13 protein-coding genes and 5 pseudogenes are annotated in these 13,663 nt (G+C 46.6%); 6 read left to right on the top strand and 12 right to left on the bottom strand.

Going from position 1 to position 13,663, the window contains the following annotated elements:
• Positions 1 to 10: 10 nt before the first annotated feature.
• The 5 genes and pseudogenes from JCM14467_RS00170 to JCM14467_RS00155 form a co-directional block, all read right to left on the bottom strand.
• A complete protein-coding gene (locus tag JCM14467_RS00170; RefSeq protein WP_054848701.1) occupies positions 11 to 2,491 on the bottom strand; it encodes an AAA family ATPase in 2,481 nt (826 codons plus the stop codon).
• Positions 2,475 to 2,657 carry a hypothetical protein gene (locus tag JCM14467_RS14320; protein ID WP_252900423.1) on the bottom strand — a complete coding sequence of 61 codons (183 nt, stop codon included), beginning with the start codon at positions 2,655 to 2,657 and terminating at the stop codon, positions 2,475 to 2,477. Before JCM14467_RS14320 ends, JCM14467_RS00170 begins: the two co-directional genes overlap by 17 nt.
• Positions 2,644 to 3,345 carry a hypothetical protein gene (locus JCM14467_RS00165; RefSeq protein ID WP_054848700.1) on the bottom strand — a complete coding sequence of 234 codons (702 nt, stop codon included), beginning with the start codon at positions 3,343 to 3,345 and terminating at the stop codon, positions 2,644 to 2,646. Before JCM14467_RS00165 ends, JCM14467_RS14320 begins: the two co-directional genes overlap by 14 nt.
• 81 nt (positions 3,346 to 3,426) lie before the next feature.
• Positions 3,427 to 4,734: pseudogene (locus JCM14467_RS00160) on the bottom strand (heat-shock protein Hsp70).
• Between the two features lie 6 nt (positions 4,735 to 4,740).
• Positions 4,741 to 5,073, bottom strand: coding sequence for a hypothetical protein (locus JCM14467_RS00155; protein WP_054848699.1), 333 nt, complete (start codon positions 5,071 to 5,073; stop codon positions 4,741 to 4,743).
• A gap of 72 nt (positions 5,074 to 5,145) precedes the next feature.
• Between JCM14467_RS00155 and JCM14467_RS00150 the strand changes: the two genes are divergently transcribed.
• Complete coding sequence (locus JCM14467_RS00150; RefSeq protein WP_054848698.1) at positions 5,146 to 5,505, top strand: hypothetical protein; 360 nt, start codon at positions 5,146 to 5,148, stop codon at positions 5,503 to 5,505.
• Between the two features lie 55 nt (positions 5,506 to 5,560).
• Positions 5,561 to 5,849 (top strand): annotated as a pseudogene (albA, locus tag JCM14467_RS00145) (DNA-binding protein Alba).
• Between the two features lie 64 nt (positions 5,850 to 5,913).
• Here the strand turns inward: albA and JCM14467_RS00140 are convergent.
• Both JCM14467_RS00140 and JCM14467_RS00135 read right to left on the bottom strand, forming a co-directional pair.
• Entirely contained in the window at positions 5,914 to 6,468 is a 555-nt protein-coding gene (locus JCM14467_RS00140) for a GTP-binding protein (RefSeq protein WP_054848697.1), read from the bottom strand.
• A 10-nt stretch (positions 6,469 to 6,478) separates the two neighbouring features.
• Positions 6,479 to 6,976: a hypothetical protein gene (locus JCM14467_RS00135; RefSeq protein WP_054848696.1), complete on the bottom strand. Its 498-nt coding sequence runs from the start codon at positions 6,974 to 6,976 to the stop codon at positions 6,479 to 6,481.
• Positions 6,977 to 7,116: 140 nt separating this feature from the next.
• Here JCM14467_RS00135 and JCM14467_RS00130 point away from each other — a divergent pair, with 140 nt between their 5' ends.
• Positions 7,117 to 7,461 (top strand): arcadin 1, encoded by a 345-nt coding sequence (locus tag JCM14467_RS00130; RefSeq protein ID WP_054848911.1) that lies wholly within the window; start codon positions 7,117 to 7,119, stop codon positions 7,459 to 7,461.
• Positions 7,462 to 7,466: 5 nt separating this feature from the next.
• Here the strand turns inward: JCM14467_RS00130 and JCM14467_RS20305 are convergent.
• Together JCM14467_RS20305 and thsA are read right to left on the bottom strand one after the other, a co-directional pair.
• Positions 7,467 to 7,818: pseudogene (locus JCM14467_RS20305) on the bottom strand (DNA-directed RNA polymerase subunit K).
• Positions 7,819 to 7,875: 57 nt separating this feature from the next.
• Positions 7,876 to 9,540: a thermosome subunit alpha gene (thsA, locus tag JCM14467_RS00120; protein WP_054848695.1), complete on the bottom strand. Its 1,665-nt coding sequence runs from the start codon at positions 9,538 to 9,540 to the stop codon at positions 7,876 to 7,878.
• Positions 9,541 to 9,629: 89 nt separating this feature from the next.
• Between thsA and JCM14467_RS00115 the strand changes: the two genes are divergently transcribed.
• Positions 9,630 to 10,064, top strand: coding sequence for a signal peptidase I (locus tag JCM14467_RS00115; RefSeq protein WP_054848694.1), 435 nt, complete (start codon positions 9,630 to 9,632; stop codon positions 10,062 to 10,064).
• A gap of 50 nt (positions 10,065 to 10,114) precedes the next feature.
• Positions 10,115 to 10,668: pseudogene (locus tag JCM14467_RS00110) on the top strand (GNAT family N-acetyltransferase).
• On the opposite strand, the pseudogene JCM14467_RS00105 reads toward JCM14467_RS00110, so the two are convergent.
• Positions 10,669 to 11,909 (bottom strand): annotated as a pseudogene (locus JCM14467_RS00105) (2,3-bisphosphoglycerate-independent phosphoglycerate mutase). It lies immediately after the preceding pseudogene.
• Between the two features lie 48 nt (positions 11,910 to 11,957).
• Positions 11,958 to 12,176 carry a divalent cation tolerance protein CutA gene (gene cutA, locus JCM14467_RS00100; RefSeq protein ID WP_054848693.1) on the bottom strand — a complete coding sequence of 73 codons (219 nt, stop codon included), beginning with the start codon at positions 12,174 to 12,176 and terminating at the stop codon, positions 11,958 to 11,960.
• Positions 12,177 to 12,189: 13 nt separating this feature from the next.
• Here cutA and JCM14467_RS00095 point away from each other — a divergent pair, with 13 nt between their 5' ends.
• Positions 12,190 to 12,705, top strand: coding sequence for a zinc metallopeptidase (locus JCM14467_RS00095; protein WP_054848692.1), 516 nt, complete (start codon positions 12,190 to 12,192; stop codon positions 12,703 to 12,705).
• Positions 12,706 to 13,093: 388 nt separating this feature from the next.
• Here the strand turns inward: JCM14467_RS00095 and JCM14467_RS00085 are convergent, their stop codons facing one another.
• A complete protein-coding gene (locus JCM14467_RS00085) occupies positions 13,094 to 13,582 on the bottom strand; it encodes a hypothetical protein (RefSeq protein ID WP_054848690.1) in 489 nt (162 codons plus the stop codon).
• Between the last annotated feature and the right edge of the window lie 81 nt (positions 13,583 to 13,663).

Below are 13,663 nucleotides of genomic sequence, written 5' to 3'. Positions count from 1 at the left end.
TAGTCACAATTTAATTAGCGCCCTGGACAATCCTCCTCTCATTACCCTCCTTAACAAGCCTAATAATGCTGTACTTAACATTGGCTTCCCTAGCGGCGTTGATTATGTCATTAACGAGGTCCTCAGACTGCGTCGTGATTATTACCTGACCAACCAAACCCTCACCAATGAACCTGGCGAGTAATGACGCGAAGGCTCTCCTAATGTTTGCATCCACGTATGGTATTGGTTCATCCATAAGCAGGAAGTCGATGTTGTGGTTCGTGGCCCTATAGACACTTAGCAGGAATGATAGGGCTATCGTTAGTCTCTGCCCATCGCTCAGCCTAGATATTGTGACCTTCCTACCGCCAGGCCTAATCGCGTATAGCGTGTACTCACTAACGACGCCGACAACGCCCCTATCCCTAACCGTAACCTCAATACCCGCACCTTCAAGGTCGTTGTACGGGTATAGTGACTTGAATATTGAGCCCACGTTATCCCTAATAACCCTAATCATCTCATCCCTAACCCTAGCCTGAACCTCCCTAATCCCTGCCCTAATCCTAACCAACCTATTGTAGAAGTCCTCCAGGAAATCAAGTCTTCTCCTAAGCACCGATGGATCCTCCTTATCAAAGCCAAGGCTTGACAGGGCAAGCTCAAGCCTACTGAGTTCGGCTGAGTCATCACTCAACCTAGCCCTAACCTGGTTAAGCCTCTCATCAAGGTACTTAATTTGGTCCTCCATACTCGTCACAGCCCTAATATCAATGCCAAGATCACTAAGTCTCTGCCTAAATTCCTCCTCCTGTTTCCTCAGGGACTCAAGCTCCCTATACTTCCTCAGGTACGATATTGCCCTATCAACATCATCAATCTCAGCCCTAAACTCATCAATAAACCTCGTGAGCATCTGGATCCTCCTATCAATATCCCTAATGGACTTCTCGATTGTCTCCAGCTTCGACATTACGGCCTCAAATCTCGACCTAACATCCCGCGCACGCTCAATGGTTGCATCATAATCATTAACAATGGGTATTAGCGCCTCCATACTCGTTAATGCCTTCTCAAGCTCGGTAAGTTTATTCCTCAACTCCTCAATCTCGTTACTACGCCCCTTCGATAATTCCTCAATCCTCCTCTTAATATTCTCATAGTCCTCCTCACTCAGGGGCTTGCCGCAGATTGGGCACTTCTCCTCATGGTTGTTTATTATGTATTGGAGAACGTTGAGTAACGACATCCTGAAACTCTCCTCAGAGCTGAGCTTATCCAGCCTACTCCTCAATTCCTCAATATCCCTCCTAACCTTAATGGGTTCGCCATACTTACCAATCAACTCCCTATACTCCCTAACCCTGGGCTCCTCCTGGGATAGCCTAGACTCCAACTCCCTGAGCGATGCCTTTAGGGATTCTGACTGTATCTCGAGGTCATTACGCACGTTATTGAGGTATTCTCTATCCTCAATGAGCTTATCCTTAAGCTTGGTGAGTTCCTCAAATGCCTTGTATATACTCTCGGCTGCGTCGGCCAGGTTCTCGTTCGTTATTACGAGCTTTCCAACCTCATCAGCCTCCTTAATTAGTGCGAATTCCTCAAGCTTCTCAACCAGTGAGTCCCTGAGCCTTTCGAGTCTCAGCCTAATACTCGTCTCATTAACCTCCCTAACCCCTGCCTTCTCAAGCTCCTGCTCAAGATTCTCCCTCCTAAGTCTGGTCGCTATGTAATTACTATAAACCTCCTCAACGCCCTTAAAGCCCTTCAGCAGCTCCTCCCTCTTCTTAAGCAGTTCGTTGTAAGTGTTGCTCAATTCCTCCTCCTCCCTCCTCAACTTATCAATCTCCTCCCTAAGCTCCCTAACCTTGTCCTTAGCCCTCTCTATGGAACCGTACTTAGCGATTATTTCAGGAAGCTCCTTAATACTCGCCAACCTCTGCCTAAGCCTATTGATCAACTCCTCAAGCTGCGTCATGGGCAATGACTTATTCAGGTTATCAAGGATTTCAAGACCAAACAACTTATCAATGAATATGCTCCTCCTTGAGACACTGCCGTAGACCAGGGCCTCTAGGGTCCTGTGCGTGACCAATACGAACCTCTCAAAGTCATCATCATCAACACCCAGGGCCTCTATTACCTTAGGGTTAACATCATCACCCTTATACCTGGTGCCATTAATCAAGGCGCTTGGGCTCTCCCTAGCCGTCTCACCGGCCCTCCTAAGCTCCCTGGTTATTTCAATACCATCGGTAAGGATTAACCTAACGAGTGATGCGTTGGCATCCTCATTGATTAAGTCAGCTAGCTTCGAAACCCTCTCCTTAACCTCCAGCTGTGTTCCATAGAGGGCATACTCAATTGCCTGTACAATACTCGTCTTACCCGCGCCCACAGGGCCGTGTATGATGTTAATGCCGTCACTAAACACCATCCTATGCTCTCCTCTAAATCCCCTGAAATCCCTAATAACCAACTCATTAATCCTAACCCTCACCCTCACCCACCTCAACGCCGACCTTACTCAACTCCTCATTAATCACCCTGAGAACACCCTTCCTACCACCCTCCTTGTAAGCCATGTAAAGCCTAATGGCTAACTCAGCATCTTGACTAAGCTTCTCCCTGAGAAACCTAATTATCAACTCATCAAGCTCACCCATTCCCACCACCCCTCCTCCTCAATACCTCAATCCACGGATTATCACTGAGGAAATCTGGCAACCCACCCTCACTCCCAGCCCCGCCACTGGTTGGCGTACTTCCTTGTACGGTCATGGAACCCTTCATGATCTGTGATTCGACGCTCTCAATTCGATTAACACGTTCAGTTAAATCATTAATTACCTGCTCAATCCTTGTAACCCTACTCCTCAACTCATTAATATCCTTGGTCAGTGATTGAACGTTAATGCTCAATAACGCGCTCCTCACATCATTAATCGCCTTCTCAAGATCATCAATCCTCCTCTTAATACCCTCATCAACACCCTGCTGCAGTTGTATTGGTATACTCGGTATCAACTCCTCCACAGCCCTCTCAGGGTCTGTGGATGACAGATCATAGAGGTAGACGCCAACCCTATTACTCCTAAACAACTTACCATTTATCAAGCCCCTTGCACTCTGTGGGAATGCTATGTATGCCTTATTGTAATTGAACCTATTCCTCATGACATTGCTAAGCTCATCTATTATGTAGGATTCCGCGGGAAATTCCTCAGTGGATATCCTCAGGTAAATCGTGTTGTTACCCTCCATAAGCACCAACTCCCTATCACTCAGCCTATCCACTACCCTGAAACCCCTCTGCTGCAGCCAATCCTCGAGAATCTTCCTCGCAACATCAATACTCATTACACCTACACTCTACTACTTAATAACTCGCTTTTTAATCTAATTAATCTAATTGAATCATGGAATTGGCATTCACGATTTTCACTGGTGCAGGTAATACCAGCCCTCTTTGGTCCTCTCATTCCACTTCACATTGCTGGGCAGTGCATAGCCGTAGATTATCGAGCCCTTCCAAACACTGAACTGTGGGTCCTTAACCATGCTAATACTCAACTTACTGGCTAGGTCGGGCAATCTCTCGGAGACCATGAGCCTAACCTTATCCACACTATTAACGGTGACATCCTCGAGGCCTGGCGGTACGGACCAACTAAAGGCTCCGCCGCTGAGGATTATCGTGCTCATTATCTTATCCTGAATCTCCACGGGGACCTTCCTAATACTCGTTATTAACGCCTCGGCAATATCCATCTCGCCGTAAAACACCATGTCGCCAATCGTGGCATCCTCAATCACGAGCCTACCCTGCTGTATATAGCTCGTGAACACATCATGCCTCGGGTTGAATATGACCTCGCCGATTAGGAATCTCATCCATGCCGTATCCCTAAGCTCAACCTCAACCAGTGGGTTAACCCTAACCTTAACAGCGAATTTGTCAGGGTCCTCCCTAGCCCTCTTGATAGCCTCGTCCAGGTTCTTCGGCACTAGGCCCACGGCTCTCTTAACAACCTCAACGACGTAGTCATCCTTGGCCAGGTCACCGTAACCAGAGTCCTTAAGGATCTCCCTAGTCACGGCATTTGCTCAGCACCACCCCTATTCAACGCCACAATCCCCTCCCTAATTGGTCCGTAACTGATAGGCACTAGCTGTATATTGCCGTGCCCAGCCTCAATCACCGTGCAAGTCACGGCCTTCTCGGCAATCGCCACCGCAAAGGCTGGTCTATTATAGTGACGGCTTGGAGAAGTTTTCCATCGAACTCCTCATCAACCTCCTTATGTACATCAATCATCCTATCCCTCATATAGTCAGGCGCCAATGCCGATAAAGCAACGACAAGGAAGAACCCCCTGAAGTCGGGTCTTTTAGCGAAGTCTGGGAAGAATTGGGAGAATCCGTACCTGGCGAGCTCCTTAATTATCTTCCAGGAATCCTCATCCTCCTTCCTAATAACGCCATCCTAAGCGGGTAGCGCAAATTCCTAATGGCATCCCTAATGGAGCTTAGGTACTTGGGTATTTCATCACCAACCACAACACCCCTCTCGAGAACCTCCTTAGGAACAAGCAACTTAATGCTCTCCGGTAAATCCCTAAGGAATAATCCACGGCTCTGTATCATGTATGGCTTATCCCTCAGGGTTATTGGGCCGTACTTGAAGTACCCAGTGCCGAAGTCCTCCGCATATACGTAGTTAAGCTTATACTTGCTCTCATCAATCATTCCCAATCACCAGATCGCCTTCACTGTGATAAACTCATTATTAAACATTATTACGTACGTATCATCAAACAACTTAACCCTGGGCTTTAAGTAATCCCGTAATTTATCCGGCAGTGAGTTTATGGCTTCATTGATGCAGTTAAGTATTTGATCGAGCACGTTCTTTAAATGATCACTTGTCGTCTCTACATAGTACATCGCCTGATACTTAACCCCGTTATCTATGGTTAGGAACTTAAGGTTAAGGCTGCCTAATATGCATGATATGAACTTACGCCCCTCCCTAACCACATCATCCTCACTATTCACCTCACCAACCCTACACTCCCCACAACTCACATGATTTTATTAGCAATAAGGTTTATAAGGAGATTGCGCCTCTTGTGACGAGATTATAAGGTGCACAGTACTATGGAAAATGAACTAATTCTCGAGGTTAAGGACCTTGGAAATATAGTAGTTAGGCTAGAGCCAGCCCTATCACCACTCACGTATGCCAGGCTTGGGAAGTCATTACCAACCAGGGCAAATGCAATAAGGTATAGCCAAGTCGTTCTAATACCACTGGACCTAGGCCCGGTTAGTGAGGGTAAGAGGACGAGCCTGAGACCTTATGAGGTTGGTTATTGGGTCAAGAAAAGGAGCTTGGTAATTGCTTTGGGCAATGTGGACCTCGGTGAACAGGTTAATGTGCTTGGTTACGTCATTAATGGGACCGAACTTCTTAGTAAATTGAATGGCGGATACTCCATTAAACTCTCGATTAAGTAACTAGGATTAAGCTTTTAAAGGGTTGGAGAGGCACCGAATAACGGCGGGATAAGGTATGAGCACGCCACAGCAGGAAACCACAATACTAGTGGGTAAAAAAACCAACCACAAGCTACGTAATAGCCACAGTAATGAGCTTCAACGCAGGAGCCAAGAGAGTAATACTAAAGGCTAGAGGCGGTGCCATCGCTAGAGCCGTCTCAACGGCAGTAATGATAAGGGACAGGTTCCTACCAAACCAGGTAAGGATAAGCGACATAAAGCTACTAACCGACAAGGTAACTGGGCAAGGCGGTAAGGAGAGATCAGTGGCGGCAATCGAAATAGTGCTTGAGCGAGTATAAGTAGGTAATCTACATAGGGAGACGTCAAAAATTGGGTAAAATAATAACAATCAATGTTTATTTATTATCCATATTTAGTCGTCTCAAGAAGATAACTCCTGATCTCCTCAAGCAGTGAAACAAGGACGAACAGCGCGCTCCTCCTGTTAGTGGCTATTAGTGGCATGACCTTAACTTCATAGGGAACCTTCAGAATATTCTTAATGGTGGGTATATCCACAGCAGTAGGTACGTCTTGCTTATTTGCGGCAATTATATGAGGCGTTGATGGGAAATTCTCCCTAAAGAAGTTATACATACCCAATGCCTCCTTAACCTTCTCTTCACTTGAACTGTCAATGATGAATAGGTAGCCATGCATACCCCTGGCAATTATCTTCCACATAAAACTAAACCTCTCTTGGCCTGGGACACCGAATAAGTGCACAACAAGGTCCTCCCTAACCTTCATCCTACCGTAGTCAAATGCGACGGTGGTTGTCCTCTTACCCTCGGTTACGCTCTTCGTTATTGGGACATCTGTCTCAATGGGTAATACCTCACTTAGTGTCTTAACGAATGTGGTCTTCCCAGCACCGTATGGCCCAGCTATTACAATCTTTATTGTCTTTACCGGCATAAATACTCACCTACATGATAGCCTTACTCTTTATGAAGTTAATCACATCCTCAACATCCTTTGGCGTAATCTCCACATTAATAACCTCCACCACCTCCTCCTCACTAACGCTAAGGAGCTTTCTCAACAAGTCATATAGCCTGTCCGTGTACTTCTCAAGTATTATCCTAGTAAGGCCTATTGATGCCTCAGAGTTTATTATGATCATGATATAGCCTGCATCCCTAATGCTCATTAATTGAATGATACCATCAATACCCTGCATTAGTACATAATTAATGCCACCAATAGGTAATGCGGACACTAATCCCTTTAATGATGATATGAATCTTGGGGTGGCAAAGAACGTGCTTCCGGCATTAATTAGTACGGTGTTTGTGACGTAGGTTATTACCGTGCCCTCCCTATCCATTACGTAAACAGCCCTTATCTGATCAGGGCTTTCTGAAATAATCTCCTCAGCTGATGACCTAACCTCATTTATGATTCTTTGAATATCACTATTCACAATACTTTCTGTTTATTATAATTTTTAAATCTTTCGATTTCTCTTATACAGATGAGGGTAATCATATTTTCAACATCAATTAATAACCCACACCAACCACATAATAAGTTTTTTTAAATGCATGGTGCGGATTAATGAGGATGATAACAATAAAGGGTTACGTAGTAAGTAAGACGCTGGTTAATGACCCAACTGGCGGTAAAATGATAGCGATACAAATAGTTGAGGAGAGGGAGACGCCGGGCCCAGTCATTACTGGCACTGATGAGACTTCGCAAATGATGAGGGATGTAATGCCACTCGTCCAGCAATTACTCAGGTCGATGCCCATGGTTGGACCGTTAATGAGTGGTAAGGTCCCAATACCGAGACTACTAATCTGGCTTAATGAGGATGAAGCCGAGGCACTGGGTCCCAGGTTGGATGTTGGTGATACAGTGGAGATTAGGATAGATAATGGGAAGTTAGAATTAGTTAAGGTCTAATTTTATTAAATCTTTGCATCAAAATTCCTACTTAAATCAAGTAAGTCCTTAAGCTTAATCCTCAGATGCCTCCCATTTGGTAGCGTTCTAACTATGATAAATGGAAGTAATCCTCTACGAACCTCCTCAATGGCAATGTCTATTGGGTCATACGTACCCAATTCCTGCGGGTTAATGAGCGGTTGAGCGCCCATTGCCAATTGCTTAGCCCTAGCGGCTACCACCCTGGCAAGTTCGTACTTGGTTATCCTGTGGGTACGTCAACTTACCCTTAACTAAGTCATTAATTACGCTTAAAACCCTCGCTAATTCGTCCTCCTTAAGGATTGAATTTGATGCTTGGTTTGATGATGACATTGGAGAATACGGGGATAAAATCGTTTAAAAATCTAACTTTATGAATGCAAAATTTCATTACTCAGAGGACTTTGACTCGCCCTCCTCGCCGCCACTCTCTGACTTTGACTTACTTGTACCACCCGTCTTTGTCTGGGCTGCCGCGACTATATCATCAATCCTGAGTATCATTATTGCAGCCTCAGCGGCGCTCCTAATCACGTTCGTCTTAACCAGTAGCGGGTCTACGACATTTATCTTCGCCATATTCTCAACCTTACCGCTTAACACGTCAACACCGGCATCAAACTCACCAGCATCGTGCCTCTTCCTTAACTCGGCAATTGCATCAACAGGGTCTAAGCCAGCGGTTAGGGCCAGTATTGTTGGTATGTGCTCGAGAGCCTCCGCAAACTTAAGCACTGCCAACTGCTCCTTACCAGGTAGCTTCCTACCCCAATCCCTAAGTCTCCTCGCAATCTCCATCTCAAACGCACCACCGCCCGGCACAATCCTGGGATCCCTATATAGATCCCTAATTACGTGAAGCGCGTCCTGCATTGACCTCTCTGCCTCATCAAGTATCCTATCAGCTGCACCCCTGAGTAGTATTGTGACCGCCCTCGGGTTCGGGCACTGCTCAACGAAGACCATCTTCTCCTCGCCAACCTTCCTCTCCTCAACGAGCCCAGCAGTGCCGAGGTCCTCGGGCTTTATGTCCTTAATGCTCGTGACTATCTTTGCACCCGTGGCCTTGGCAAGCTTCTCAATGTCACTCCTCTTAACCCTCCTAACGGCTAGTATGCCCTTCTTAGCCAGGTAGTGCTGGGCAACCTCATCAATGCCCTTCTGCGTTATGACAACATTTGCGCCAATCTCGGCAAGCTTGTCAACGTAGGACTTAAGTATGTTGGATTCCTCCTCGAGGAATGCCTTTATCTGCTGTGGCGATGAGACAGATATCTTCGTAGTCCACTCAGGCTTCTCAATCTCAAGTGGCGCGTCTAGGACTGCGATCTTGGCATTGACAACCCTCTTGGGCATGCCTGGGTGGACAACCTCCTTATCAAGCACAATGCCCTGTATTAACTGAGTCTCAAAGAGTGACTGACCCTTCTTCTTCTCAATCTTAATCCAGTCCAGGTCGAGGTTATACTTATCACCAACCTTCTCAACCGCTATTGCCGATGCATCAACGGCTATCTTGGCTAGGTAATCCCTAGCCTCGGCAACGATCTTACTGCTTAGCGAGTTCATTGCTACGAGGGCGAGTTGGTTCTTGTCCTCAACATTTATTGGCTTTGCAATTTCATTGGCGACCTGTATTGCGTAGTCCATGGCCTTCTTATAACCATCAATAATTATTGTTGGGTGAATACCCTCGTCAAGCAACTCCTCGGCGAGCTCCAGCAATCTACCGGCGAGGACAACGGCTGTTGTCGTTCCATCACCAACCTCCGCATCCTGGGCCTTGGCAACCTCAATGAGTAGCTTAGCCGCTGGGTGTTGAACCTCCATCTCCTTAAGTATTGCCGCTCCATCTCCCGTTATTGTCACATCGCCAAAGGCGTCAATGAGCATCTTATCCATTCCCCTAGGCCCTAGGCTCGTTGATAGTATTTCGGCAATGACCTTCGCAGCCATTATGTTACTTCTCCTTGCGTCTGCACCTGTTGTTCTTTGCGAACCCTCCTTAAGAACCATTACTGGTAATCCTCCCCTCTGCTGTGTGCCGCTGCTCATCGGCGAGTCCGTAAAGCACTTCTATAAAAACCTTTCTTCAAAAATAAAGCGAGTAAAAAAATAAGTACTGAGGCTGGATCAGCGATTTAATGAGCATATGGCATGTATTAGCAGTACTTGTTATTGCGTCCATGTTCGTAATACCGTGGGCAGTCGTCAGTTCATACTCAATGGAGCCAACGCTCGAAGTTGGTGATTTAGTCATAATAATACCACCGAGTCAGCCCTGCAACTCATTGCTAGGGCATGTGGCCATCTACTACTCACCAGAGTTCAATGATTACATTGTGCACAGGGTAATAGCCATTAATAACGCCCAGAAATGCACATACATCTTCAAAGGCGACGCGAACCCGGTCTCAGACCCATACCCAGTTCCTTATAGTGACGTTGTTGGCGTTGTCGTCTTCGTAATACCTCAATTAGGTCTCCTAAGTCTGTCCTATAGGACGTTCACCGCAGCCCTATACATACTAGGACTTATTATCCTGGCTATTATTCCAGCATACATACTTGATAAGTAATTACTCCCCATGAGGAAAAATGTATTAAGTCTCACGGGTCAGGGTTTTTAATGGGAGAGGAGGTTCGGGACATATCGAGTAAGCTTAGTGGTCGTGAGTATATAAGGGGTAGGGATGGCAGGGTATTCGTGCTCAGGGAGTTTGAAATAACGGATTTGAACACCGTGGTTATGATCAATAGGAGGGTACTACCCGAGAATTACCCAGAGTTCTTCTTCGTGGAGCACTACAGGAGCTTCCCAAAGGCCTTCATAGTGGCTGAGCTCGACGGCAGGGTTGTCGGTTACATGATGAATAGGGTTGAGTTCGGCTGGAGCTATATATGGAAGGGCAAGCCAACTAGGAAGGGTCACGTAATATCCATTGGTGTGTTACCTGAAGCCAGGAGGTTGGGCATTGCTACAACATGATGATTAGGGGCATGAGGGCCATGAAGCACTTCTACGGCGCCGAGGAGGTCTACCTAGAGGTCAGGGTCTCCAACACACCAGCCATAAACCTCTATAAGAAGTTGAACTATAAAATCGTCGACTTAATAAAGGGTTACTACCACGATGGCGAGGATGCGTACATAATGGCTAGGCCACTTAAGGACTTTGAATAATTACTCACCAAACTTCTCAAGAGTACCCAGGTAATTAGCTATTATATTCATTACATCAATACCACTAATCCTGCCCCAAAAGCCCTTGGCACAAGCCTCTCACTGAATTGAGTAACATCATCCCTCATCACGTCAGGCCCCCATGCCAGAAATGGTACTGGATCCCCCGTATGTTCCCTAACGGTTATTGGTGTTGCATGGTCACAGGTTATGAATATGTACGTATCACTGGGCGCCTCCTCAAGGAACCTCCTAATACCAGCATCAACCCTCTCAATAATCATCGCCTTACCCCTGGCATCACCGTCATGGGACATGGAGTCCGTGGGCTTAACGTGAACAAACACAAAGTCGTGGTCATTAAATGCCCTCGCCGCGGCTTGGAACGCCGCTATGAAGTCATCATCCTTAGAGCCTATGTAATTATCAACGTTTATCACGTCCATACCCAACGCCCTACCAATACCCCTAATCAACGCAACGCCAGCAATTATCGCAGGCTTAACCCTATACCTGGAACTAAGTGGCTCGAAACTCCTCATAGAACCCGCACCCCTGAGTAGGACCATGTTAATCGGCCCCTTACTCTCCCTCCTCCTCTTCTCATTAAACTCGGCCTTACTCAACTTCTCATAAACGAGCCTCGTGAAATCATTAATGTAACTAGCAGTGACCCTAGCATCATCGCTTAACGCCTTAGCCTCAGAAACCCTGACACCAGTCACATGCGGATCAGTATCACTAACGTGTGGCGATACACCACCCCTAAGCACAAGGACTCCCCTGTGCTCTACGGTCTGCTTATAAACTGCATCAATCCCATACTTACTCCTCAATGCCGGCAATACCTCATTATTGATTATACCCTCTATCTCCCTAACCTCGCCAGGTCTATGTACCTACCACCCCTCCTATCAATGACGACCAAGTCTCATTAACCGTGGCCACGTTAGTCCTAAAGGCAACATCACCAGGATTAAGCATCAAACCGGCACCCAAGGCCTCAAGCGGGCCCCTACCAGGTAGTACTTGTAAGGGTCATAACCAAAAATCGCCAGGTGAGACGTATCACTACCAGGCCTGACGCCAGGCGCTATCGCATTCATGAGGCCGCAGGAACCCTCGGCAGCCAGCCTATCAATAGTTGGCTTAACTGCAACCTCAAGCGGAGTTTTCCCACCAAGCTCCTTAACCGGCCTATCAGCACAGCCGTCCAGAATAACCAGTAATGCCCTCGGCATGGAATTACCAATGCTTAAGGCGTTAAAAGCATTTACTTCTAAGCTATTTTAAGCCCGGTTGAGCGTCTCATCAATCCACCTCAAGTAATCACTAAAACCACCAATTATTGGCAACGCAATAATCTCAGGAACCCTATACGGATGCCTCTCCCTAACATGCCTCACCAACTCATCAAACCTATCCCTCCTAGACTTAATAACAAGCAACGCCTCACTACCCTCCTCAACTCCTCCCTCCCCAAAGGTTTTTAAGGGGTTTGCATTCAATTTATCAATCAGGATGAAAGAGGCTGAAATACCTGATTGGCTTGGGAGATATGAGGAACTGATTAATGACCTAAGATGCCCACTGAGACAATTCGAGGATGGCAAGCTGGACTTTAAGCAATTCATCGATGAGGTCAACAATGTGCTCGAGAGATATGGTTATAGCCATGTTGAGGTGGACACGAGCAGGAAGAGTAGATGGGATGCATGGTATGATAAAAGGAGGAGCATAATCTACGTTAGCAATAATGTGCTTAATATGGATAGGAGGGTCCTCGGCAGGGTATTCATGCACGAGGTCATGCACCACGTACTCCTCACAAAACCACCAACACTCCGCCTCCGCCTGTATAATGCCCTATCTAGTCATCCAAGGATTTTTAAGGCACTGCTTTTAATAGCGACCGTCTTATCAATAATTTTATTACAATATACGGCCTTAATCAGTCTTGGTATAATCATGATAATCATATACTACTTAAAGCAATATAGTGAGTCAGCGGCGGAAGCCTCGTGGCGTACATGGTGACTAATAGGTGGTTCTCAGTCAAGGGATTCATCAAAGGAATCGAGAAGTTAGAATGGGCAAACGAGGTCCACCGCAATAACGATGCACAACACGAGACCGCCAATCAACCTCAGGTCACAGGTGAGCCCCTAAATATGCCACATCAAATAAAAATAATGCGGACCTAAATTTAAAGCTATTCATGAACCTCGGTTCAGGGCATTAATAGGCAACGACCAGGGTGCGCTAATCGAATTAGCATTACACGGCATCTGCAGTGCTTCGTACTCAATGCGCCATATCAATGAGCCGAGAGATAAACCATCGATAGTGATAGCTCGGCATCCCACCTTCGGCCTAGGCGGCATGCATGAAGTGTGGAGGATGACCCAGGTAATGATGGCCCAAGCTAGGCTAAGCCTCGACGCTTTAGGCAATTTCTGTCTACCATTACCTTCATAACGATCCAAGCCCTCTCACTGACCTTGATTGGTTGTATCATTTCGTCCATTATTGTTAGTGGGTCGTAGTCCCTACTGAGTACGATGCACCTTGGCTTGTTGAGGCATTCCTTTGCGGCCCTGATCTCGGCTGGTTCGTCCTCGGCGAGTATGTAGTCGAGGCTTAACTCCCTGAGCCACCTAATCCTAGACTCAGCCACGGCCCTATGCTCCGGCCTTGAGTAATCAACCACGAAGACCACACTCGGCCTCAGGTAATCATAGTCAATGGCAAGCCTAACATTCACGAGGAATGCCCTCGGGTCCTTAAGACCATACGTGATGCTGGCTAAGTCAATCATTAAATAGTCATAAAGGTCATTCACGAGGTCAGGGAGCGTACCACGGGCAACCTCCACAACACACCTCGAGTAAGTCCTCCTAAGCCTAGGGTCCACAATGATTAATGGCAATGCCGAATTTAAAAGGGGCCAACCATTGAAGTCTCGGCTCCAAAGGCTATATAAACTTGCCGAGGC

This window comes from Vulcanisaeta sp. JCM 14467 (assembly GCF_001316245.1).
GTDB lineage: Archaea > Thermoproteota > Thermoprotei > Thermoproteales > Thermocladiaceae > Vulcanisaeta.
Note: the sequence above shows the minus strand (reverse complement) of the source record. Positions and strands in the feature narration are given on the sequence as shown.

What these genes read in the sequence shown, in the direction of transcription:
- JCM14467_RS00165 (WP_054848700.1), bottom strand. Translation starts at nt 3,345, where the DNA reads ATGAGTATTGATGTTGCGAGGAAGATTCTCGAGGATTGGCTGCAGCAG.
- JCM14467_RS00150 (WP_054848698.1), top strand. Translation starts at nt 5,146, where the DNA reads ATGGAAAATGAACTAATTCTCGAGGTTAAGGACCTTGGAAATATAGTA.
- JCM14467_RS00140 (WP_054848697.1), bottom strand. Translation starts at nt 6,468, where the DNA reads ATGCCGGTAAAGACAATAAAGATTGTAATAGCTGGGCCATACGGTGCT.
- JCM14467_RS00130 (WP_054848911.1), top strand. Translation starts at nt 7,117, where the DNA reads ATGATAACAATAAAGGGTTACGTAGTAAGTAAGACGCTGGTTAATGAC.
- thsA (WP_054848695.1), bottom strand. Translation starts at nt 9,540, where the DNA reads ATGAGCAGCGGCACACAGCAGAGGGGAGGATTACCAGTAATGGTTCTT.
- JCM14467_RS00115 (WP_054848694.1), top strand. Translation starts at nt 9,630, where the DNA reads ATGAGCATATGGCATGTATTAGCAGTACTTGTTATTGCGTCCATGTTC.
- JCM14467_RS00095 (WP_054848692.1), top strand. Translation starts at nt 12,190, where the DNA reads ATGAAAGAGGCTGAAATACCTGATTGGCTTGGGAGATATGAGGAACTG.